At 74.2% G+C, this 21,358-nt stretch carries 16 protein-coding genes; 2 read left to right on the plus strand and 14 right to left on the minus strand.

All coding sequences use genetic code 11. The annotated features are described in order from the left end of the window. Nucleotides 1-57 precede the first annotated feature (57 nt). From OG823_RS00660 to OG823_RS00685, 6 genes are all read right to left on the minus strand, one after another. Nucleotides 58-1,317, minus strand: coding sequence for a type III PLP-dependent enzyme (locus OG823_RS00660; protein ID WP_371476504.1), 1,260 nt, complete (start codon nucleotides 1,315-1,317; stop codon nucleotides 58-60). A gap of 122 nt (nucleotides 1,318-1,439) precedes the next feature. Then, nucleotides 1,440-7,034, minus strand: a complete 5,595-nt coding sequence (locus tag OG823_RS00665) for a type I polyketide synthase (protein ID WP_371476506.1) — start codon at nucleotides 7,032-7,034, stop codon at nucleotides 1,440-1,442. Continuing rightward, complete coding sequence (locus tag OG823_RS00670) at nucleotides 7,031-8,359, minus strand: methylaspartate mutase (protein ID WP_371476507.1); 1,329 nt, start codon at nucleotides 8,357-8,359, stop codon at nucleotides 7,031-7,033. Before OG823_RS00670 ends, OG823_RS00665 begins: the two co-directional genes overlap by 4 nt. Further along, the gene (locus OG823_RS00675) at nucleotides 8,356-9,039 is read right to left on the minus strand and encodes a cobalamin-dependent protein (RefSeq protein ID WP_371476508.1); all 684 of its coding nucleotides are present in this window, start codon (nucleotides 9,037-9,039) and stop codon (nucleotides 8,356-8,358) included. Before OG823_RS00675 ends, OG823_RS00670 begins: the two co-directional genes overlap by 4 nt. Next, nucleotides 9,036-10,538 (minus strand): class I adenylate-forming enzyme family protein, encoded by a 1,503-nt coding sequence (locus OG823_RS00680; protein WP_371476510.1) that lies wholly within the window; start codon nucleotides 10,536-10,538, stop codon nucleotides 9,036-9,038. The genes OG823_RS00675 and OG823_RS00680 overlap by 4 nt, the downstream gene beginning before the upstream one ends. 171 nt (nucleotides 10,539-10,709) lie before the next feature. Continuing rightward, entirely contained in the window at nucleotides 10,710-12,308 is a 1,599-nt protein-coding gene (locus OG823_RS00685) for an AMP-binding protein (RefSeq protein WP_371476511.1), read from the minus strand. A gap of 121 nt (nucleotides 12,309-12,429) precedes the next feature. Here OG823_RS00685 and OG823_RS00690 point away from each other — a divergent pair, with 121 nt between their 5' ends. Further along, a complete protein-coding gene (locus OG823_RS00690) occupies nucleotides 12,430-12,678 on the plus strand; it encodes an acyl carrier protein (protein WP_371476513.1) in 249 nt (82 codons plus the stop codon). A 41-nt stretch (nucleotides 12,679-12,719) separates the two neighbouring features. On the opposite strand, the gene OG823_RS00695 is transcribed toward OG823_RS00690, so the two are convergent. The 8 genes from OG823_RS00695 to OG823_RS00730 are packed head-to-tail and all read right to left on the minus strand — an operon-like array spanning nucleotide 12,720 to nucleotide 20,720. Further along, entirely contained in the window at nucleotides 12,720-13,655 is a 936-nt protein-coding gene (locus OG823_RS00695) for an ACP S-malonyltransferase (protein ID WP_371476515.1), read from the minus strand. A gap of 5 nt (nucleotides 13,656-13,660) precedes the next feature. After that, the gene (locus OG823_RS00700) at nucleotides 13,661-14,575 is read right to left on the minus strand and encodes a proline iminopeptidase-family hydrolase (RefSeq protein ID WP_371476516.1); all 915 of its coding nucleotides are present in this window, start codon (nucleotides 14,573-14,575) and stop codon (nucleotides 13,661-13,663) included. Further along, nucleotides 14,572-15,387, minus strand: a complete 816-nt coding sequence (locus tag OG823_RS00705) for a thioesterase II family protein (protein ID WP_371476518.1) — start codon at nucleotides 15,385-15,387, stop codon at nucleotides 14,572-14,574. The genes OG823_RS00700 and OG823_RS00705 overlap by 4 nt, the downstream gene beginning before the upstream one ends. After that, on the minus strand, nucleotides 15,375-16,172 hold the full coding sequence (locus OG823_RS00710) for a thioesterase II family protein (RefSeq protein ID WP_371476519.1): 798 nt from the start codon (nucleotides 16,170-16,172) through the stop codon (nucleotides 15,375-15,377). The genes OG823_RS00705 and OG823_RS00710 overlap by 13 nt, the downstream gene beginning before the upstream one ends. Beyond that, a complete protein-coding gene (locus tag OG823_RS00715) occupies nucleotides 16,169-17,221 on the minus strand; it encodes a malic enzyme-like NAD(P)-binding protein (protein ID WP_371476520.1) in 1,053 nt (350 codons plus the stop codon). The genes OG823_RS00710 and OG823_RS00715 overlap by 4 nt, the downstream gene beginning before the upstream one ends. Before the next feature lie 2 nt (nucleotides 17,222-17,223). Beyond that, entirely contained in the window at nucleotides 17,224-18,696 is a 1,473-nt protein-coding gene (locus OG823_RS00720) for an AMP-binding protein (protein ID WP_371476521.1), read from the minus strand. 3 nt (nucleotides 18,697-18,699) lie between these two features. Then, on the minus strand, nucleotides 18,700-19,392 hold the full coding sequence (locus OG823_RS00725) for an FMN-binding negative transcriptional regulator (protein WP_371476522.1): 693 nt from the start codon (nucleotides 19,390-19,392) through the stop codon (nucleotides 18,700-18,702). Beyond that, on the minus strand, nucleotides 19,392-20,720 hold the full coding sequence (locus OG823_RS00730) for a lysine N(6)-hydroxylase/L-ornithine N(5)-oxygenase family protein (protein WP_371476523.1): 1,329 nt from the start codon (nucleotides 20,718-20,720) through the stop codon (nucleotides 19,392-19,394). Before OG823_RS00730 ends, OG823_RS00725 begins: the two co-directional genes overlap by 1 nt. Before the next feature lie 143 nt (nucleotides 20,721-20,863). Between OG823_RS00730 and OG823_RS00735 the strand changes: the two genes are divergently transcribed. Further along, a complete protein-coding gene (locus OG823_RS00735) occupies nucleotides 20,864-21,322 on the plus strand; it encodes a LiaF domain-containing protein (RefSeq protein WP_371476524.1) in 459 nt (152 codons plus the stop codon). Nucleotides 21,323-21,358 lie beyond the last annotated feature (36 nt).

Raw genomic sequence — 21,358 nt, forward strand, 5'->3', positions numbered from 1 at the left:
CAGGCAAAGCAGCAGGCCCGGCAGCGGGCCCGGCGACAGGCACGGGGATCGACTCGGTCATCGCGGCGAACGGCTGTGCACGAGCTGCGACGCGGAGACCACTGCGCCGCCGTGCACGGCGACCTCGGTCGGCGCCGGCCGCCCGAGGAACATCAGCAGGCTGGCGGTCGGCCCGTACGCGCCGGTGTTGGGGATGGCCACCAGGTCGCCGGGTTCCAGCGCGGGCAGCTCGATCTCCCGGCCGAGGACGTCGCCGGGCGTGCACAGCGGGCCGACCAGCGAGGCACGGGCGGTCGGGCCGCCGGTCCGGCCGGGGGCGACGGGCCGGGCGGCGACCGGCAGCAGCCGGCCCAGTCCGGACATGCCGCCGAAGGTGTTGATCCCGGCGTCGGTGATCACGAAGGTGCGGCCGCGGCTCACCTTGACGTTGGTCACGCCGGCCAGCAGCGTGCCGCAGCCGCCGGCCAGGTAGCGGCCGCTCTCGAACGCGATCCTCGGCGTGCCGTCCCGCCAGCCCGGGACCGCCAGGTCCAGCGCGGCCGTCAGCTCGGCGCGCAGCTTGGGGTAGTCGGTCCGGGGGCCGGGGACGCCGTAGGGAACGCTGAAACCGCCGCCGATGTCCAGCACCCGCAGCGGCAGGTCCAGGCTGCGGCTCAGCTCGGCCGCGAAGCGCAGGGTGTTGCCGAACTCGGCGATCAGGTTCTCCTCGTCCGCGCAGTTGCTCAGCGGGAAGAAGTGCAGGCCGGCGAGGTCGACGGCGCTCAGGCCGCCGGAACGCAGTTCCGCCAGCGCCTGCGGCAGCGCCTCGCTGTCGAAGCCGAACTGGGTCGGCGTGCCGGTCATCCGGATGCTGGTGGTGGCGCTCGCCGACGAGGCGTTGACCCGCAGCAGCGCCTCGACCCGGGCCCCGCAGCGGGCGGCCACGGCGTCCAAACGGCGCACGTCGGTGACGGAGTCGGTGGAGAACAGGCGGACACCGGAGCGGATCGCCTCGTCGAGTTCGCGTTCGGTCTTGCCGGGGCCGGTGTACAGGCAGTCGGCGCCGGACAGGCCGGCCTCCAGCGCGGCGGCGAGCTCGCCGGTGGAGCTGATCTCCGCGCCGCAGCCGGGCGCGCCGGGCTGCGACGTGGCCAGGGCGCGGACCAGGTCGGGGTGCGGGTTGGCCTTGAGCGCGTAGTAGACGTCGACGCCCTCGGGCAGCCAGGAGAACAGGGCGGACTTGGCCTCGGCGATGTCGTCGAGGTCGTAGACGTACAGCGGGGTCCCGTACTGCTCGGCCAGCTGAGCGTGCAGTTCTTCATCACCGAGGCGTGGCATGGCCGCGAATCTAGGCGGGAGCCCGAAACGGCCGGTACCCCTAGCACCGGCTGCGGAGGCTCGGCCGGACGGGCACTAGGGGTACCGGTAGGGGACGGGTGTCGGGGTATGGCACCCAGGGGTCAGCCTTCGTCCTCCTCGTCGAACATCAGCAGGTCGATGAGCTCGCCGACGCCCATCGCGTCGATGTCCGCCTCGTCGGCCACCCGGTTCTCGCCGACCTGCTCGGCCTTCACACCCGCCAGCTCCAGCAGGGTGTCCAGCACCCCGGTCAGCTTCAACTGCTGCAGCGGGATCGCCGCGAACGCGGAGCGCAGCTTGGCCAGGTCCTCCTCCTCGGAGCCGCCGGCCGGGCGCGCGGCGCCCGTCGCACCGCCCGGGTCGGCGGGAGCCTGCGGCAGCAGCGAGGCCAGCAGGTGGTCGGTCAGGTCGGCCACCGTCGGGTAGTCGAACGCCAGCGTCGCCGGGAGCCGCAGCCCGGTCGCGGCGGCCAGCCGGTTGCGCAGCTCGACGGTGGTCAGCGAGTCGAAGCCGAGGTCCTTGAACGCCGTCTCCAGCTCGATCGCGGCCGCCGACAGGTGCCCGAGCACGGACGCCGCGTGGACCTGCACCAGCTCGGCGACCAGCCGCTGCGCCTGCTGGAGGGCCAGCCCGGCGAGCCGCTCGGCCAGGGACGGGCCGGTGGCGCCCGGCTCACCGGCGGGCTCGGACCCGTCGCCGGCGCCGGGCCGGCGCGCGCCGACCAGCGTGGCGAACAGCGGCGGCATGGCCGCGCCCTGGCGGCGTAGCGTCGTCGCGTCGTACTTCACCGGGACCAGCACCGGGCCGCCCGCGGCGCGCGCCGCGTCGAACAGGGCCAGGCCCTCCACCTCGGACAGGCCGAGCACGCCGGAGGCGGCCATCCGGGTGACGTCGGTGTCCGTCAGGTGCTCGGCCATGCCGCGCCCGAGCCACCTGCCCCAGGCCAGCGACTGGGCGGGCAGCCCGAGGCCGCGGCGGTACGCGGCAAGGCCGTCGAGCAGGGCGTTCGCGGTGGCGTAGTTGGCCTGACCGGCCGAGCCGAGGGTGCCGGCCACGGAGGAGAACAGCATGAACACGGCGAGGTCGAGGTCGCGGGTCTGCTGGTGCAGGTTCCACGCCGCGTCGGCCTTGGGCCGCAGCACCGCGTCGAACCGCTCGGGGGTCAGCGACCCCAGGACCCCGTCGTCGGTGACGCCCGCGCAGTGCACGACCCCGGCGAGCCGCTGCCCGGCCGGGATCGAGGCCAGCAGCGCGGCGAGGTCCGCGGCGGAGGCGACGTCGCAGGCCGCGAGGCGGACCTCGGCGCCGAGCGCGGTCAGCTCCTCGGCGAGGTCGGTGGCGCCCGCGGCGCCGGCGCCGCGGCGGCCGGCCAGGATCAGGTGGCGCGCGCCGTACCCGGTGACCAGGTGCCGGGCGAACAGGCTGCCCAGGGCGCCGGTTCCGCCGGTGATCAGGACGGTGTCCTCGGGCCCGAACGGCGCGGGCTGCACCTGGTCGACGGCGGCGGTGCGGACCAGGCGGGGACGCAGGGAGCGGCCGGCCCGCACCGCGAGCTCGGGTTCGCCGGTGGCCAGCGCCTCGGCGAGCGCCGGGGCCGGGCCGCCGTCGGTCTCGCCGGGCAGGGCGTCGACGTCCAGGAGCAGCGAGCAGCCGGGGTTCTCCAGCTCCGCGGAGCGCAGCAGGCCCCACAGCGCGGCGCCGACCGGGTCGGTCACGGCCTCGTCCGCGGCGGCGGACACCGCGGACCGGGTCACCGCCACGACGCGGGTCGCGCTCAGCCGGTCGTCCTCGGCCCTGGCCCGCAGCACGGCGAGCAGCGTGTGCGCGGCCGCCCGGAGCGCCGCGGGCACGTCCGCACCGGGATCGGTGAGGCAGGGCACGATGACGGCGTCCGGGCCCGGGGCGCCGGCGGGCAGCGCCGCCAGCAGCGCGTCGAGATCGGGGTGGGCGGGTGTCCACCCGGCGGTGCCGAGCGCGGCGGCGTCGCCGAGCAACGCCCAGCGCGGCGCTTCGCAGGCGCCGGCCGGGCCGGCCGGCAGCGGTTCCCAGGCCACCTCCAGCAGGCTCCCGCCCGGGCCGGCCCCGGACCCGGCGGCCGCCGCGGGCCGGGCCACCAGGGCCTGGACCGAGAACACCGGCGCGCCCAGCGGGTCGGTGCAGGTGATTGCCGAGGTCTGCGGGCCGGTGGGGCGCACCCGGACCCGCAGCGAGGTGGCGGCGGCGGAGTACAGCGCGGGGGCGCCCCAGGAGAACGGGATCGCGGGTTGCCCCGGGACGGCGTCCTCGGCGGCGGCGTCCACCAGGGTGGAGGCGTGCAGGGCCGCGTCGAGCAGCGCCGGGTGCAGGCCGTAGCCGGTGACGTCCACCCCGGCGGGCAGGGCGACCTCGGCGAACACCTCGCCCTCGCGCCGCCATGCGGCCCGCAGACCCTGGAAGGCCGGGCCGTAGTCGAGGCCCTGCCCGGCCAGTTCTCGGTAGGCGTGCGTGACGTCGAGGGGCTGCGCGTCGGACGGCGGCCAGTTCTCGGAGGCGTGTGCGGCGGGCTCGGCGAACTCGGCGGCCGGGCCGGCGGTCAGGGTTCCCTCGGCGTGCCGGGTCCACGGGCCGTCCGTGCCGGCGCGCGAGAACACCGCGAGGCTGCGGCGGCCGGTACCGGTGTGCGGGTCGGTGTCCGGCGGCCCGACGTGGACCTGCACGGTGGTCGGCCGGTCCTCGGTGATCGGGAACGCCGCGTGCAGGGTCAGGTCCTCCAGTTGCGGCGTGTCGGTGTGCCCGGCGGCGTACAGGGCGAGCTCCAGCAGCCCGGTGCCGGGCAGCAGCCGCTCGCCGTTGACGGCGTGCTGGGTGAGCCACGGCACGGCGTGCGGGGCCAGGGTGCCGGTGAACAGCAGCGCGCCGTCAACGGCCAGGCCGGTGACCGCGGGCAGCAGCGGGTGGCCGGTGGCCTCCAGGCCGGCGGCCTGGGTGGAGGCGGTCGGCGTCAGCCAGTAGCGGCTGCGCTGGAAGGCGTACGTCGGCAGGTCGACGGGAGCGCCCCCGTCGCCGGGCAGCGTCCTCGGCCAGTCGACGGTGACGCCGCCCGCGTACAGGCGGGCCGCTGCGGCGAGCAGGGTCTCGGCCTCGTCGCGCTCGGGGTCCAGCGTCGGGACGGCCTCGACCCGGCTGTCCGGGTCGGCGCCCAGCGTGTGCCGGGCCAGCGTGGTGAGGGTGCGGTCCGGACCGATCTCCAGCAGCGCGGTGCAGCGCAGTTCGCCGGTCAGCCTGGTCACCGCGGCGACGTAGTCCACCGCCTCACGGGCGTGGCGGGTCCAGTAGCCGGGGTCGGCCAGTTCTTCGAGGGTCAGCGGCCGGCCGGTCAGGGCGGACACGATCGGGACGGCGGGCCGCCGCCAGGTGACGGCCGCGGCCGCCTCGGCCAGAGCGGGAAGCGCGGGGTCCATCAGGTGCGAGTGGAAGGCGTGCGACACCGGCAGCACCGAGGCCCGTACGCCGTCGGCCTCGAAGAACTCGACGGCCGCGGCGACCGCGTCGGCGTCCCCGGAGATCGTGGTGTGGCCCGGGGAGTTCACGGCGGCGATCTCGACCCCGGCGAAGCCCGAACCGGCGGCTCCGGAGCCGGCCAGCGCCGCCGCCACGGTCTCGGACCCGGCGGACACCGAGGCCATCACGCCGCCGGTCGGCAGCGCCTGCATGGCGGTGGCGCGCGCCGCGACCAGCCGGGCGGCGTCCGCCAGGTCGATCGCCCCGGCGAGGTGGACGGCCGCGAACTCGCCGATGGAGTGCCCGGCGACCGCGGCCGGCGTCACGCCGAAGGACTCCAGCAGCCTGCCCAGCGCGGTCTGCACCACGAACAGCGCGGGCTGGGTGCAGACGGTCTCGTTCAGTCCCTCACCGGTGGCGATCACCTCGGCCAGCGGCGAGGGCAGCAGCCCGTCGAAGGCGGCGCACGCCTGGTCGCGGGCCTGCGCGAACACCGGGTACGCGGCGGCCAGGCGCTCGCCCATGCCGGCGTGCTGCGAGCCCTGCCCGGAGAACACCAGGGCGAGCCGGGACGACGCCGCGGCCCGGCCGGTGACCACGCCCGGCGAGGCGGCCCCCTCGGCGAGGGCGTCCAGCCCGGCCAGCAGTTCCTCGGCCGAGGGCCCGGTCACCACCGCGCGATGCTCGAACACCGAACGTGAGGAGGCCAGTTCGCGGGCCGCGGCGGCCACCGGGAGCTCCGGGCGCGCGCGCAGGTACGCCGCCAGGGCGCGCGCCTGCCCGGGCAGGGCGGCGGCGGAGCGGGCGGACACCGTCCAGGAGACCGGGACCCGCGGAGCCTCTTCGGTTGCGGTCGCTTCCGCCGCGGGCGGCTCCTCCACCAGCACGTGCGCGTTCGTGCCGCTGATCCCGAAGGACGACACGCCGAATCGGCGCACCCGCTCGCCGCGCGGCCACGGCACCGCCTCGGTCAGCAGCCGGACGCCGCCGACGGACCAGTCCACCTCGGCGGAGGGCCGGTCGGAGTACAGCGACCTCGGCAGCCTCCCGCGCCGCAGCGCCTCCACCATCTTGATCACGCCGGCCACGCCCGCCGCGGCCTGGGTGTGCCCGATGTTCGACTTCACCGAGCCCAGCCACAACGGCCCGGCCCCGCCGCGGCCTTGTCCGTAGGTGGCGAGCAGCGCCTGCGCCTCGATCGGGTCGCCGAGCTTGGTGCCGGTGCCGTGGCCCTCCACCGCGTCGACGTCCCCGGGCGTCAGGCCCGCATCGGCCAGCGCCGCGGCGATCACCCGCTGCTGCGCCGGGCCGTTGGGCACGGTGATCCCGGCGGACGCGCCGTCCTGGTTCACCGCCGAACCGCGGATCACCGCGAGCACCCGGCGGCCGTTGCGCACCGCGTCCGACAACCGCTCCAGCACCAGCACCCCGGCGCCCTCGGAGCAACCGACACCGTCGGCCTCGGAGCTGAACGCCTTGCACCGGCCGTCGGAGGACAACCCGCGCTGCCCGCTGAAATACACGAACATGTCCGGCTCGGTCATCACGGTCACACCGCCGACCAGCGCCAGCGAGCAGTCACCGCGGCGCAGCGCCTGCGAAGCCAGGTGCATCGCCACCAGCGAGGACGAGCAGGCGGTGTCGATCGAGACGGCCGGGCCCTCCAGGCCCAGCGTGTAGGACACCCGGCCGGAGAGCAGGCTGCCGTCGCTGCTGCCCGGACCGTAGTCGTGGTACATCACGCCCGCGTACACGCCGGTGTTGCTGCCGCGCAGCGACGCCGGCACGATCCGGGCCCGCTCCAGCGCCTCCCAGGAGGTCTCCAGCAACAGGCGCTGCTGCGGGTCCATGCCGAGCGCCTCGCGGGGCGCGATCCCGAAGAAACCGGCGTCGAAGTCCGCCGCGTCGTACAGGAAGCCGCCCTCGCAGGAGTACGTCTTCCCGGGCGTGCCGCGAACCGGCGAGTACAGCGCGTCCCGGTCCCAGCCGCGGTCGACGGGGAACTCGCCGATGGCGTCGACGCCGCCGTCGGCCAGGTCCGCCAGGCTCTCCGGCGAAGTCACCCCGCCGGGGTAGCGGCAGGCCATGCCGACGATCGCCACCGGCCCGGAGGCCGCGGCGGTCAGGCGCTCGTTCTCCCTGCGCAGCAGCTCGTTGTCCAGTACCGACCGGCGCAGGGCCCGGACGAGCTTGTCGGTGGCGGCGTTCTCGGTCATCGGATACCTCCGTGAATACCGCCGGCTCCGGCCGGGGGTACGGATCGGGCCCGCGAGCGGGTGGGCGCTTTCCTGTCGAAGTGCCGTTGCACGTGGGAGAGGGCCTCCATCAGGCCCCCGGCGGTCAGCGCGCCGCCGTCCGGCCGCTGCTCGACGACCCCGGCCAGCGGCAGCGAGCCGAGGGCGGACCAGATCAGCCGGCCCTCGCCGTCCAGGCCCGCGCGGGCGCGGCCGGCGTTGTCGGGGTGCAGGCAGAACGGGATGTCCAGCAGGCCGCGGCGGAACGCCGACAGGAGGGCGTCACCGAGGTCGGACGCGCCGTCGAGGACCGCGTCGATCAGGGTGAGCGCCTCGAGGTAGGTCTGGCCGCCGTCGCCGGGCTCGGCGCTCGGGGCCGCGGAGGCGTCGGCGGAGGAGGCGGCGGAGGCGGCGGTGCGGGCGGCCAGTTCGAGGGCCTCGATGTTCTCGGCGACCGTCGGCAGGCGCAGCGACTCGGCCACCGTCTTGACGATCAGCCTCTCGCTGCCGGTCCGTACCGCCAGCAGCGCGGCGTCCGCGAGCAGGCCGCGGGCGCCGTCCGGGGTCCCGGGGTAGACGCCCATGTAGGCGTAGAGGACCACGTGCCAGTCGACGTCCGGCAGCAGCTCCGCGCACAACCGGCGCAGGGCCCGGACCGCCTCGGCGTCCTGGTCGGCGTTGGTCTGCTGGGCGTAGCTCACCGAGATCGACCGCAGCCCGCGCGAACGGAAGAACAGCGCCTCCAGGACGCTGACGGCGACCAGCATGCTCGGCGGGCACAACTGGCCCATCAGGCAGCCGCCGAAGGTCTCCAGGTGGGGTTCGAAGCCCGCGTCGGCGGTGGCCGCCAGCTCCTCGCAGGCCACCGACCACTCCCGGACCGACTCGGCCAGCGGGGTCCGGCCGTACGGCAGGCAGTACGAGACCGGGCCGCCCTCGGTCGCGTGGAAACCGCCGCGGATCATTCCGCGGAAGATCGCCAGCGGGCGCGGGGAACCGTGCCGCACCTGGATCGGGAAGTCCGCGCCGACCAGGCCGTCGACCACCTCGCGGGTCGTCTCGAGGCTGTGGCTCAGCAGTGGGTAGCCGTTCAGCGGGTTGCCCTCGCGCAGGGCGCGGCCTGCGGACTCCAGGTCGCCGAGGCGGGTGTAGCTGTCCAGCGTCAGGGTCCCGACGGTGGTGGCCGCCGCGCCCTTCACCGCGATCAGGCCCGCGCGCATCGCCGCGGCCCCGCCGAAGCCCATCCGCGGCTGCACCACCAGCTCCCCGGCTGCCCGCCGGGCCCGAACGAAAGCGCCGAGGCTCACGCCGGAACCACCGAGATCCCCGGCCCCGCCGGCACGGCCGGTACCGCCGACACGGCCGGTACCGCCGACACGGCCGGTACCGCCGACACGGCGTGACGCGCCGGGCCAGCGTGACGCGCCGGGCCAGCGTGACGCGCCGGGCCGGCGGCGTCGGTCAGGACGGCACCGCTCGCCGACGCGGCGGACCCCGCCGGGATGGCGGTCTCGGCGGAGCCGTCCGAGAGGGAGGCGATCAGGGTCAGGAAGTCCTCGGTGCCGCCGGTGTCGTCGTACACGGCGTCGAAGCCCGCGGCCAGCAGCTCCTGGGCGCGCTCGGCGCGGCCGACTGCGGAGACTCCGAGCTTGCCCCCGATCACCACCGGCACCCGGGCGTTCTCGGGGCGGGCCCGCAGCGCGGCGATGGCTCGCAGCCCGTCCTGGTGGCCGTGCCCGTTGACGCTGCTGATCACCACCAGCGCGGGGCGCAGCTCGGCGCACCGGTCCGCCAGCAGTTCGACCGGGACGGCGGGTCCGAGGTTCAGCGCCCGGAACCCGTGCTCCTCGATCAGCAGTTGCAGGAACACCAGGTTCCAGGTGTGCGCGTCGGACGGCAGGGTGCTGACGATGGCCAGCGGCGCCTCGGGGCCGGGCGGGCCGACCAGGCTGCCGGCGGTGACGACCGCCGGCGTCGCACCGGTCATGAGCGACGGGGCGCGGCGAAGGCCGCGTCGAGCATGTCCGCGAGGGCCTTCGTCGCGTTCTTGCCGTGCGCGGTGAGCGGGAACTCCTGCACGACGTGGCACTTCGCGGGGACCTTGAGCGGTTCCAGCCGCTGCGCCAGCTCGCGGAGCACCACGTGGGGGGCCAGGTCGGACTCCACGCAGATGGCGAGGTCGCGCTCGGCGGTCGGCGGCACGACGCCGGCAGCGCGCACCCCCGGGATGTCCATCGCGGCGGCCTCGATCTCCAGGGTGCTCATCCGGATTCCCTTGCGCTTGAACATGTCGTCGCGCCGGCCCTGGAAGTACAGGTAGCCGTCCTCGTCGAGGCGGCCGTAGTCGCCGGTGTGCAGGCGCAGCCCGCCGGTGGCCGGGTCGGGGCGGAAGGTCAGCGCGCTGATCTCCGGCTGGCGCCAGTAACCGGGCATGACGTGCGGGCCGACCGCGACGATCTCGCCGATCCCGCCGGTCGGGACCGGTCGGCCGTCGGGGTCGAGGATCAGCACGCCGGTGCCGCGGATCGGCCGGCCGCAGGAGTCCGGGCGCTGGTGCTCCTCCTCCGGCGGCATGACCGAGACGCGTTTGCACTCGGTCTGCCCGTACTGGCGGACCACGGCCGCGCCGGGAAACGCCTCGCGCAGCTTGTCGGCGGTCGAAGGCGGCAGCGCCGCGCCGGTGTTGGTGAACAGCCGGACCCGGTTGGCCGGCGCGGCGGCGTCGCGGGACCCGCGCGCGGCCAGCGTGACGATCATGGTGGCGAAGGAGGGCACGATCGGCACGATCGTCGCCCCGACCTCGCGGATGCGGCGCAGCAGTGTCAGGTCCGACTCGTCGCCGGCCAGCACGATCTCGCAGCCGGCCGCGGCGCACATCAGGACCTTGTACAGGCCGTAGTCCCAGGAGACGGGGAACCGGCAGAGGACCACGTCGTCGGCCCGGTAGCCGAGTTCGGCGACCAGTGCGCGGGCGGCGAAGACCACCTGCGCGTGCGGTTCGATCACGCCCTTCGGCACCGAGGTGCTGCCGGAGGTGTAGACCAGGAAGGCGAGGTCCTGCGGGGTGGCGCCGGCGTGCTCGAAGGACGCGTCCTCGATGTGCAGTTTCTCGATCTCGGCCCAGGTGTCCGCACGGTCGGCTTCGGTCAGCACCACCTTGGGCTCGGCGCTCTCCACCACTGCGTGCAGCTGGTACGCCTTGGTGTCGGGGTTGATCGGCACCAGCACGGCGCCGGCCCGGCTGACGCCGTACAGCATCGCGGCCAGGCGCCGGTCGGTCGGCCACTGCACCAGGACCCGGTCTCCGGGCTCGACGCCCCGGCCGCGCAGCCAGGCGGCCACGGCGCGGCTGTAGTCGGCGGTCTCCCGGAACGTCCACCCGCCGTCGGCGTCGCGCACCGCAGGGGCGTCGGGGTGCCCGGCCGCGGCGTCGTCCAGCAGCGTGTGGACGAGACCGCCACGCGGGGAGGGTTCGTCACTGTCCATGGTCGCCTCTCGCGCCGCATGCTCCTCGGGGTCGGTGAGGAAGCTAGCGGCGAGCCGAGACCGGCGGCACCCCTAGACCCCTACCACCCGGCCCGGCCCTGCCGGGGCTCAGCCCGCAGCGCCCCCACCCGTACAGGAGAACGCCCCGCTCAGGACCTGCCGGAACAAGCTTCAGGCGCGGCTCGCGCGAGCGGTGGGTTCGGCGGCGCGAGCCGCGAGCGCCTTGCGGTCGATCTTGCGGTTGCTGTTCAGCGGAAGCTCGTCCAGGCGCTGGAAGCGCCTGGGCACCGCGCCGTCCGGGAGGATCCGGCGGAGTCGGCCGACCAGATCGGCGGTGGAGACGCCGGTGGTGGTGTGGAAGGCGACGAGGACGGTGCCGCCCGGCCCTTCGACGGCGACCGCCACCGCGTCCGGCAGGCCGGCCTCGCGCAGGGCGTGTTCGACCTCGGCGAGTTCGATCCGCCAGCCCGCCAGCTGGACCTGGGAGTCGAGCCGTCCCAGGTAGGCGAGCGCTCCTCCGGGCAGGGCCCGCACCCGGTCGCCGGTGCGGTAGTAGCGGGTGCCGTCCCGGTCGAGGAACCGGCCGGGCTCGTCGGCGGGGTCGAGGTAGCCGCGGGCCGACTGGGGCCCTGCGATGCACAGTTCGCCCTCGTCCACAGCACCGGCGTCCAGACCCTCGGCGAGCAGGAAGTGCTGGTGCCCGGCGTGCACCTCGCCGATGGGCACGATGCCGTTGACCGCCAGCGCCTCGGTCGCCGCCCCCTGCCACCGGTACGCGGCGATGGTGACGGTCAGTTCGGTGGGCCCGTACAGGTTCTCGACGGTGGTGGCCGGCGCCGCCGTCTGCCAGTCGTGCGCGTCGCGGCAGCGGAACGCCTCGCCGGCGAAGAAGCTCCAGCGCAGGCCGGGCAACGCGCCCGGAGCCAGCCCGCCCAGCCGCCGGACCAGGTCGATCGCGCTGGGTGTGGAGAACCAGACGGTGACGCCGCCGTCCCGCAGGAAGCCCGGCAGGTCCCGGTAGGCGGCCGGCGGGATCGCGACGGCGGTCGCGCCGGCGCCCCAGGCGCAGAACAGATCGAACAGCGCGCAGTCGAAGTTGAGGTCGAATGCCTGCGAGAAGACGTCCTGCGGGGTGAAGTCGTAGCGGGCGTCGAGCAGGCCGAAGTAGTGCTCGGTGTTGCCGTGGGTGACCACCACGCCCTTGGGGCGCCCGGTGGAGCCGGAGGTGAACAGGACGAACGCGGTGTCCTGGAGCCGGACGTCGCGCGGCGCGTCCAGGGGGGTGCCGGGCGGCAGCGCGGGGAACGGCGTCGAGTCGTCGAGCCCGCCGTCGGGGGCGAGCACCGGGAGGGCCGCGATCCGGGGGCCGCCGGCTTCGGCGAGCGCGGCGAGCGTCTTGGCCCCTTCCCGGTCGACGAGGAGCGCGCTCACCCCGGCGGCGGCGATCATCTGGGCGGTGCGAGCCGCGGGGAAGTCCGGGCGCAGCGGGACGACGGCCGCGCCGGCGGCGAGCGCCGCCAGGGTCCCGCAGTACCCGGTGGCGCTCTTGCCCACCAGCAGGCCGACCGCGCCCTGCCGCGCACCGACCCGCGCACCGGCCGGCGTCGTCGCCAGCGCGCCGCCCCATCGCAGGGCGAGTTCGTGCGCCTGCGCGTAGCTGACCGTCCGGTCCGCGGCGCGGACCGCCTCGCCGTCGCCGCGGGCCGCGAGTCCGCGCAGGAACCGGGCGTACAGTCCGTGCGGCACCGGCCGGCTCGTCGGGTCGGTCATGGGGGTCCTCCGGTCAGGTCGGCCGGCTGCCGCCGGGCGGGTAGGGGGCTGCGGCCACGGGCCGGGGCGGCTAACGTCCGGACGAACGTCACACGCCCCTTTTCACGAACCCGGAGCAGCCATGTGGGATGACTTCGAGACGACGGTCCGGCCGTTTCTGCCCTATCTGCCCGACGACGAGCCGCTGGAGGCCGACGCCGAGCTGCGCGACCTCGGGCTGGACTCGCTGGCCACGGTGGAGCTGCTCGCGGTGTTGGAGGACCGGTTCCAGGTCCGGTTCCGCGACGACGCCCTGAGCCTGGAGAACTTCCGCACGCCGGCCGTGCTCCGGGAGACGCTGTCCTCGGTGCTGGAGCGGTCCGCGTCCTGAACCGGCGGCCGAGCCCCGCCCCCGAGGCCGGGGGGCGGGGCTCAGCCCTTGCGGCGGGGCAGCAGGGCCAGTCGCGGGTCGACGGGCAGCACCTCGAAGGCGTTCCTGGTGGCCGGGACCCGGCCGAACAGGCTGTCCGGTCCGAACACGCCGACCTTTCCGATGCCCAGCTCGCGCAACGCGTCCACGGTCTGCGGCCAGCGCACCGCCCGCACGATGCCGTCCAGCAGCATGGTTCGGATGCCGGCGCCGCTGCGCAGCACCGTCCCGTCGTGGTCGTCCACGACGGGGAACGCGGGGTCGGCGAACTCCAGCCGGCCGAGGACCCGTTCCTCGGCGAGGTCGCGCAGGCCGACGAAGGCCGTGGAGTGCATGGGCGGCCGCATGCTGTACAGCGACAGGCCGCCGAAGCCGCGGATCTTCTTCTCCAGCCATTCGAGGTTGCGCTCGCGCAGCGAGAGCATGTGGAGATCCCGGTCGACGTGGCAGGAGACCTCGCTCCACTCTCCGAGCACATCCAACTCATCCTGGATTTCGGCGAGTTGCTCACCATCGACGCGGACGAAGGAATGCGTGACCACGTCGTGGCACTCGGTGGCGAAGAACTCGTCCATGCAGTGCGAGAGTTCCGCGGTCATCCAGACCGCGTCCTCGAAGGGCAGCGAGCCGCAGAACACGGCCAGCGGCTTTCCGCCGAAGCTGGGTCCCACGCCGGCGGTCACCTCGAGGCCGAGTTCGGCGACGGCCCATTCGGCGAGCGCCACACAGGTGAGCATGAACGCCACCTGGGCGTCCTCGCTGTAGTCGTCCTCGGCGCTCTCCAGGCCGTCCAGCACGGAGTGGCCGAGCCGGCGATCCGCCTCGGACAGTCGGCGGCGCGCCACCGGGTTGACGATCAGGAACCTGGCGAGGTCGGCGTACTTGACCGGGTTCATGCCGGGGAACAGCGCGGCGGTGCCGGTGTACTGGGTGTCCATGCGGGTCATCCCTTCTCGACCGCGAGCAGGAACTCGGCGAGCACGCGGAAGAACCTCGCCGGTTCCTCCAGGTGGGGCAGGTGGCTCGACTCCTCGAGGATCACCTGGCGGGCGCCCGGGATGAGCTCGTGGAACGGCCGCACCACCTCCTCGGTCGCCTCGTCGTGCCGGCCGGACAGCACCAGCGTCGGCACGTCGATCTGCGGCAGCAGGTGCTCGACCGTCACGTCCCGCAGCGAGCCGACGACGTGGAACTCGCTGGGGCCGTTCATCGCGTGGTAAACGGTCGGGTCGTTGACGATCTCCATGAACGAGGCGTCGTAGTCCCGCGGCCACGGGTCGAGCCGGCACACGTGCTTGCGGTAGAACACCCGCATGGCGTCGGTGTACTCGGACGTGCCGGTGGTCCCGGCCGCCTCGTGGGCCCGCAGCACGGCGTCGACCTCGGCGGGCAGCGCGGCCCGCAGCACCTCCATCTCGGAGCGCCAGGTGACGTACGAGGCGGGGGCGTTGGCGAGGATCAGTCCGCGCAGGCCGGCGGGCTGCCGGGAGGCGTGCCAGGCGGCGAGCAGGCCGCCCCAGGACTGCCCGTACAGCAGGTAGTTCCCGGCGATGCCGAGGCCGGTCAGCAGGTTGTCGAGCTCGTCGAGGAACAGCTCCGGCGTCCAGAACTCGGCGGGCGCGTCCGGCAGGTGGGTGGAGCCGCCGTTGCCGAGCTGGTCGTAGTGCACGACCGGCCAGCCGCCGACCGCCATCGAGCCGAGGTTGCCCAGGTAGTCGTGGGTGCTGCCGGGACCGCCGTGCACCACCACGAGCGCCGGGCGGCCGGCACCGGGCGTGCCGGAGATCCGGTACCAGGTCTCGTGCTCACCGAACGGCAGCCGCCCCTTGACCACGGGGATCTGCTGGAGAGTGGTCATTTCGCCCGCTCCGCAACGGAGTTCGGCAGCGACTTGAGCCGGGCGCCGATGTCCGGCACCAGGTCCGCCTCGTGGCGTTCCAGGTAGAAGTGGCCGCCGGGGAAGAGGCGGTGCTCGAAGGCCGCGCTGGTCGCCGCCGACCAGGACAGCAGTTCCTCGATCGGCACCTCCGGGTCGGAGGTCCCGCCGTAGGCCGTCACCGGGACGGGCAGCACCCGCACCGGGTCGGGCCGGTAGTCGGCGACGAGCTTGAAGTCGGCCCGCAGCGCGGGCAGCAAAAGGTCGCGCAGGTCGGGGTCGGCGAAGACCTCCGGCCGGCTCTGGCCGAGCTTCACGACCTCCGCGATCAGCTCCTCGTCGGTCGTGGGGTTGATCGGGGACGCTTCGACGAGCGCCCGCGGCGACTGCCGGGCCGAGATGAACACCTGGCAGACGTCGGCTCCGGGTACCTCGTTCAGCCGCAGCGCGACCTCGTGCGCCACCGACGCGCCCATGCTGTGCCCGAACAGCGCCAGCGGCCGGTCGGTCAGCGGCAGCAGCGCCGCGACCAGCGGGGCAACCAGCTGGTCCATCCGCTCCACGACGCGCTCCCGCAGCCGGCTCTCGCGGCCCGGGTAGCAGGCGGCCAGTACGTCGATGTCGGCCGGCAGCCGCAGCGGCCAGGTGCGGAAGGCGCTGGCCGCTCCCCCGGCGTGCGGGAAGCAGACCAGCCGCAGCCGCGGGTTGCGTACCTGCCGGTAGGGGCGCAGCCAGGTCTCGTCGACCCTTCCGGTGGCCCGCGGGCCGGTCATGACGCCGTTCACGCCACCCACCCCGCGACGGTGGCGGCCCGCAGTTCATCGGTGACGATCCCGACCACCGCCGGCGCCTGCGCCTCCAGGTAGAAGTGGCCGCCGTCGAAGAAGTGGGCAGCGCCGCCGGCCGTGGTGTGCCCGTGCCAGGCGCGGGCCTCCTCCATCGTCACCCGCAGGTCGTCGGTGGCGGCGAGCACGGCGATCGGCGCGGTGATCTGCGCGTTCGCCGTCTGGCGGTAGGTCTCGATGGCCTTGTAGTCGTTGCGCATCGCGGGGAGCAGCATCGCCAGCAGTTCCGGTTCGGACAGCACCCGGGAGTCGGTGCCGCCCATGCTGCGCAGTTCCTCGACGACGCCCTCGTCGCCGCGCAGGTGGACGCCGTCGTCGCGGACCCGGCTCGGGGCGCGGCAGCCGGAGGCGAACAGCACCGCGGGGCCGGGGCGGCGGCTGTCCTGGAGCCGCAGGGCGACCTCGAACGCTACGATCGCGCCCATGCTGTGGCCGAAGAACGCCGTCGGCCCGTCGGGCTCGCCGGTGCGTTCCTCCCGCGCGCCGCGTTCGGCGTCGAACTCGGCGGCGATCCGGTCGGCCAGCTCCGTGATGCTCGCGACCAGCGGCTCGGCAAGTCTGTCCTGGCGCCCCGGGTACTGCACGGCCACCAGGTCGAACTCCGGCGCCATCATCGCCGACATCGGGTGGAAGTACGTGGCCGCGCCGCCCGCGTGGGGGAAGCAGTACAGGGTGGTGCGGGCGGCGGGTGCCGGGTGGTAGCGCCGGAACCACAGGTCCTGCGATGACGTCATGTGCGTGCCTTTCCGGATGGTGCGCGAAATGCCACGACGGCGTCCGCGATCGCGCGCGCCAGCTCGCCCGGGTCGGTCTGCGGGACCGGCGGGGCGTCCGGCCGGTCCGGTACGAGCGACACCAGGCAGCCGACGGCGGCGGCGAGGTCGGACGTCGACAGCCGCCACAGCCCGGACTCGCACGCGGCGAGCAGCAGGCCGGGCGTGGCGAGGTTGTTGCTGAGGTTGTGCTCCAGGGCGTGCAGGTAGGTGGCGCCCAGGGCGTCCGCGTCCTCGAACCGGACCTCGACGTCCGGGTAGGACAGCGGGACGATGATCGGCTTCGGATTCATGCCGGCCAGCTCGTCGGCGGCGACCGGTACCCCGGACAGGCCGAGCAGCAGGTCGGCGCCCCGCAGCGCGGCGGCCAGCGGACCCTGCCGCCGTTCGGGGTTGGTGAGGTCCGCCAGCTCGGCCTTCTCCGCGGTCATCCCGGGCCGGCCCCGGTACAGCAGACCTCGGGAGTCCACGACCCGCAGCTCGCCGACGCCGAGGTGGTGCAGCAGCCGTGCCGTGGCCGTACCGGCGGCGCCGGCGCCGGCGACCACGGTGCACAGCCCGTCGGGCGTGCGGCCGGTGCGGGCCGCGACGGTGTTCACCACGGCCGCGACCATGACCGCCGTACCGTGCTGGTCGTCGTGCAGCACCGGGCAGTCGAGCGTCTCGGCCGCGAACCGCTGGATGTCGAAGCAGTGCGGCGCGGCGATGTCGACCAGCAGGACCGCGTCGTAACTGGGCCGCAGCAGCTCCAGCAGGCGGACGACCTCGGCCGGGCCGGTCGGGACGGCGGTCAGCGGGACGGCGCGCATCCCGGTGGCCCGTTCCAGCACCGCGCACTTGCGTTCCAGGACCGGGCGCACGGCCTCGGCCCCGAGCGCGCCCCGGCTCAGCACGGACGAGCCGTCGCTGAACACCAGCACGGTGCGGGGCCGGGCCCGGCCGCGGCGGCCGGCGGCCAGGCCCAGCACCTCGCGCGTGACGTCGGCGAGCGATCCCCCCTCTGCTGCCACCACTACTCCGCGAACAGCGGGCGCAGGTCGCTGCGCCGCATCTTTCCGGGGCCGGCCGGGAACTCGGCCACCACCCGCAGTTTGGACGGGGTCAGGTTCGGCGGTAGCTGGATCCTGAGCTCCCGCAGCAGCCGGGCCTCGTCGCCGGTGCCCCGGGGGCTGATCACGGCGACGCAGATCTGCTCGCCCAGGCTCTCGTCCGGCATGCCGCAGACCCGGGCCCGCTCGACGTCCGGGTGTTCCTCGACCAGCGACTCGACCACCGCGGGGACGATGGTCTCGCCGCCGCGCTTGATCGCCTCGGAGTCGCGGCCGAGCACGGCCACGGCGCCGTCGGCGCGCACCACGCCCAGGTCGCTGGTCTGGTACCACTCGCCGGGGCCGACCGGGTCGTGGCCGAGGTAGCCGAGCATCACGTTCGGGCCGCGCACCCGGATCCGGCCGGGCTCGCCTGCCGGGGTCGGGCGGCCGTCCTCGCCGAGGGTCTCGACCTCGACGCCGAGCTGCGGCGGCATCCAGCCGGGCTCGGTGTCGGTGCCGTGCACCTGGGTGCAGACGTGTCCGGGGACCTCGGTGAGCGCGTACGCCTCGATCACCGGCGCGCCGTACGCCTCCTGCACGGCGGCCTTCTCGGCCGCCGGCAGCGCCTCGGAGGTGGAGCGGATCACCCGCGGCCGGAAGCCCTCGAACCACTGGGGCCAGGACCGCTTGGCGCCCAGCAGCGAGCGGTGCAGCGAGGGCGCGGCCGAGTACCAGGTGGCGTCGGAGCGCAGGCCCTCTTCGAGGAAGTCGAGTTCCTTGGAATCGAGGATGACGAAGCCGCCGCCGCTGAACAGCGGCGCGAGCACGCCGGCGGTGATGCCGTGCCCGTGGTGCAGCGGCATCATCGACAGGCCGCGGTCAGCGGGCGTCAGGCCGAGCGAGCCGGCGATGTACCGGCCCGCGGAGACCAGGTTGCGGTGCGCCAGGCGCACCCACTTCGGGTCGCCGGTGGTGCCGGAGGTGCACAGCATCAGGGCCGGGTCCTCGGGCGAGCGCACCGGCAGCGACGAGGCGTCGACGAGCTTGAGCTCCGCCAGGTCGGTCACGTCGACGAGCACCGGCGCCTCGTCGTCGCACGGCACCGCCGTCACCAGGGCGGCGATCTCGAACGGGCCCTCGGGCAGCCGGGGGGCGTCGGCGGCCGCGAGCACCGCCACGCCGTAGCAGGCGGCGGCGAGCAGCGCGACGACCGACTGGGCGTCCTGGCCGACCCGGACGGCGATCGTCGCGCCGGGCTCCACGCCGGCCGCGTTCAGCGCGGCGCAGACGGCGGCGACGCACTCGTGCAGCCGGCGGGCGTCCAGCGGTTCGACGCACAGGTCGTCGACCAGCTCGACGGCGGTGCCGGTGGTGCCGGCGCCGAGCGAGCGGACGTAGCCGTCCAGGGTGTCGAAGTCCACCGCGAGGACGGCGGGCGGGGTCGTCTCCGTCACGGCTCAGACCTCCGGCGCCGTACCGCCGCCCGCGGCGAACTCCACGGCCCACATCGCCTCGGCGACCTCGCGGGCGTACCCGGCGCCGTCGGCGGCGAGGTGCTCACGGATCTCGCGGCGGGTGTGCTCGGCATGCTCCTGGCTGAGCTTGAACATCGCCTCGACCGAGGTGACGTGCACCCGGAACGCCCGGACGCCGGGCTGGATCTTCCGGAAGTAGTCGAGCGAGTCGGTCATGTCCCAGCCGGTGCCGGCCACCTTCTCCAGCTCGCTGACGGTGGCGGTGACCACGTCGAGGACCGGCTGCCCCTCGGGCAGCGCCTCGATCCGGCCGCGCACGTGGACCGTGATGAAGTTCCAGGTCGGGGCGGCGGGCCGCTTCTCGTACGCGGTCGGGGAGATGTATGCCTGCGGGCCCTGGAAGACCACCAGGACCTCGCCGTCCGGGTTGGCCTCGATGGCCTCCCAGTGGTCGTTGAACCGGTTGATGTGGCCCAGCAGCGAGCCGCCGGCCAGGGTCGGGCCGGCCTCGTCGGAACCCTCGGTGCTCTCGCCGAGCCGCTCGATGATCACCGGCGCGTGGGTGGCGAACGGCGTCGCCGCCCCGTTGCTGCACACCAGGGCCAGCGGGTGGCAGCGCACCGTCTCCAGGACGTCGCCGGTGCGCTGCGGCGCGTAGATCGGAGGAACCAGCATCAGAGCGCCGCCTTCCCGTCGGTGTCGGACGCCGGGCCGGCCAGGCCCTGCACGATGGAGTTCGCGATCTCGCCGTTGCGCGCCGCCATGTTGGACAGCAGCGCCGCGGACAGGCCGTGGGTGTGCTCGGTGCCGCCCTGGAGGTAGATCCGGGCCTTGAGTTCCGGGTCGGTGACCAGGCGGTAGTCGCGCTCGACCCGCACCCGGCCCCGCTCGTCGCGCAGGCACAGGCCGGCGGCCTCGCCGAGCAGCGTCGTCGGGTCCACCGGCAGGTAGCCGGTGGCGCAGACCAGCAGGTCCACGTCCAGCTGGTCGGTCTCGCCGGTGCGCAGCGACTGCACGGCCACCCGGGTGCGCGGCCCGTGGTTCTCGACCGTCAGCGCGCGGCTGAGGTTGAGGAAGCGCAGCCGGTTGCGGCGGACGACCTCGTCGGCGTAGCGGCGCTCGTACAGGTCGCGGATCAACTCGTCGTCGACGACGGAGTAGTTGGTGTTCTTGTGGTAGCGCCAGACCGCGTCCTTCGCCTCCTCGGAGGAGAAGTAGTAGTCGTCCACGGCGTCGGGGTCGAAGACCTGGTTCGCCAGCGGGGTCGCGTCGGCGATGCTGTAGCCGACCGGCGACAGGATCGCGTACACGTCGGCATCCGGCAGGTTGTCGTACAGATGGCGGACCACCTCGGCGGCGCTCTGGCCGGCGCCGAGGACGGCGACGCTGCGCAGCCGCTCCGGGTCCGCGACCTGGAACCTGGTCAGGAACTCCGAGCTGTGCCAGACGCCCTCGCCGCGCTCGAAGCCCTCGGGCATCTTGGGCACCAGGCCGGTGGAGACCACCACGTTGCGGGCGTGCACGGTCCGGGTGGCGCCGGTGGCGCCCTCGCGGACCTCGAGCTGCAGCTTGTCCAGGAAGCCGTTCTCGGAGCGCACCGGCTGCACGGAGACGACCTCGGAGCTGTAGGTCACGTACTTGGTGAACTGCGCCTCGACCCACTCGAGGTAGTCGTGGAACTCGCGGCGGCTCGGGAAGAACTCGGTGCGGTTCGCGAAGGCGGCCAGGCGTCCCACCGTGTGCAGGTAGGACACGAAGCTGTAGGGCGAGGCCGGGTTCCGGAAGGTCACCAGGTCCTTCAGGAACGAGATCTGCATGTTGGCGCCGGGCAGCAGCATGCCCCGGTGCCAGCCGAGCGCGGCCTGCTTCTCGAAGAAGGCCGCGTCCACCGCGGGACGGTCGGATGCCGTGTCGAGCTCGTCGAGAGCGATCGCGAGCGACAGATTGGAGGGTCCGAAACCTATTCCCGCCACATCATGCGTCTTGATTCCATCAACTCGCATAGATCAGACTCCCGTCGTTAATTTCGAGCACAGTATTGAGCGACCTGCGAAACGGTCAAGGATTGCGCGGGTGCGTGCGCGACCGGGTGCCGGCCGCGGGATTCCCGGGTCGTCGGCAACCCCTGCGGCGTACTGTTCGACGCATGGACACACCCGACCCGCCCCAGGCCCCGGCGCCCGGCGCCGCCGAATCGTCAACTCCAGCCACCGTCAAGGACGCCGGCATCTTCCACGGCTTCGTCCGCAGCGGCCGCTGGCGGGTGAACGAGCAGTACCGGAGCACCGTCGTGGTGGGCTCCGGCGTGATCGACCTCAGAACCGCGGAATTCACCGGCAAGCAAACGACCATTCGCGTCAGGAATTGGGTCGGCAGCGTATTCATCCTGGTCCCGGACGACGCCGATGTGCGGCTCGACGGAACCGGCGTGATCGGCGGTTTCCACGACTACCGCAAGAACCGCCGCCAGAATCCGCAGGGCCCGAGGATCACGGTCGCCGGAGCCGCCGTCTCCGGCTCCGTGTTCGTCGTGGACGAGCTCCCCGCGTCGATGCGGCGCCGGGTGGAGCGGCGCAACCGCCGCAAGCTCGGCAAGGGCGACTAGCTGTGACCGCAGAGGTTCACCGGGTTCAGGTCGAAC

It is taken from the genome of Kitasatospora sp. NBC_00315, assembly GCF_041435095.1.
GTDB lineage: Bacteria > Actinomycetota > Actinomycetes > Streptomycetales > Streptomycetaceae > Kitasatospora.

Bases quoted from the DNA above. Each gene is read 5' to 3' on its own strand.
- OG823_RS00660 (WP_371476504.1), bottom strand. From the start codon at position 1,317: ATGCCACGCCTCGGTGATGAAGAACTGCACGCTCAGCTGGCCGAGCAG.
- OG823_RS00665 (WP_371476506.1), bottom strand. From the start codon at position 7,034: ATGACCGAGAACGCCGCCACCGACAAGCTCGTCCGGGCCCTGCGCCGG.
- OG823_RS00675 (WP_371476508.1), bottom strand. From the start codon at position 9,039: ATGACCGGTGCGACGCCGGCGGTCGTCACCGCCGGCAGCCTGGTCGGC.
- OG823_RS00680 (WP_371476510.1), bottom strand. From the start codon at position 10,538: ATGGACAGTGACGAACCCTCCCCGCGTGGCGGTCTCGTCCACACGCTG.
- OG823_RS00685 (WP_371476511.1), bottom strand. From the start codon at position 12,308: ATGACCGACCCGACGAGCCGGCCGGTGCCGCACGGACTGTACGCCCGG.
- OG823_RS00690 (WP_371476513.1), top strand. From the start codon at position 12,430: ATGTGGGATGACTTCGAGACGACGGTCCGGCCGTTTCTGCCCTATCTG.
- OG823_RS00695 (WP_371476515.1), bottom strand. From the start codon at position 13,655: ATGGACACCCAGTACACCGGCACCGCCGCGCTGTTCCCCGGCATGAAC.
- OG823_RS00700 (WP_371476516.1), bottom strand. From the start codon at position 14,575: ATGACCACTCTCCAGCAGATCCCCGTGGTCAAGGGGCGGCTGCCGTTC.
- OG823_RS00710 (WP_371476519.1), bottom strand. From the start codon at position 16,172: ATGACGTCATCGCAGGACCTGTGGTTCCGGCGCTACCACCCGGCACCC.
- OG823_RS00725 (WP_371476522.1), bottom strand. From the start codon at position 19,392: ATGCTGGTTCCTCCGATCTACGCGCCGCAGCGCACCGGCGACGTCCTG.
- OG823_RS00730 (WP_371476523.1), bottom strand. From the start codon at position 20,720: ATGCGAGTTGATGGAATCAAGACGCATGATGTGGCGGGAATAGGTTTC.
- OG823_RS00735 (WP_371476524.1), top strand. From the start codon at position 20,864: ATGGACACACCCGACCCGCCCCAGGCCCCGGCGCCCGGCGCCGCCGAA.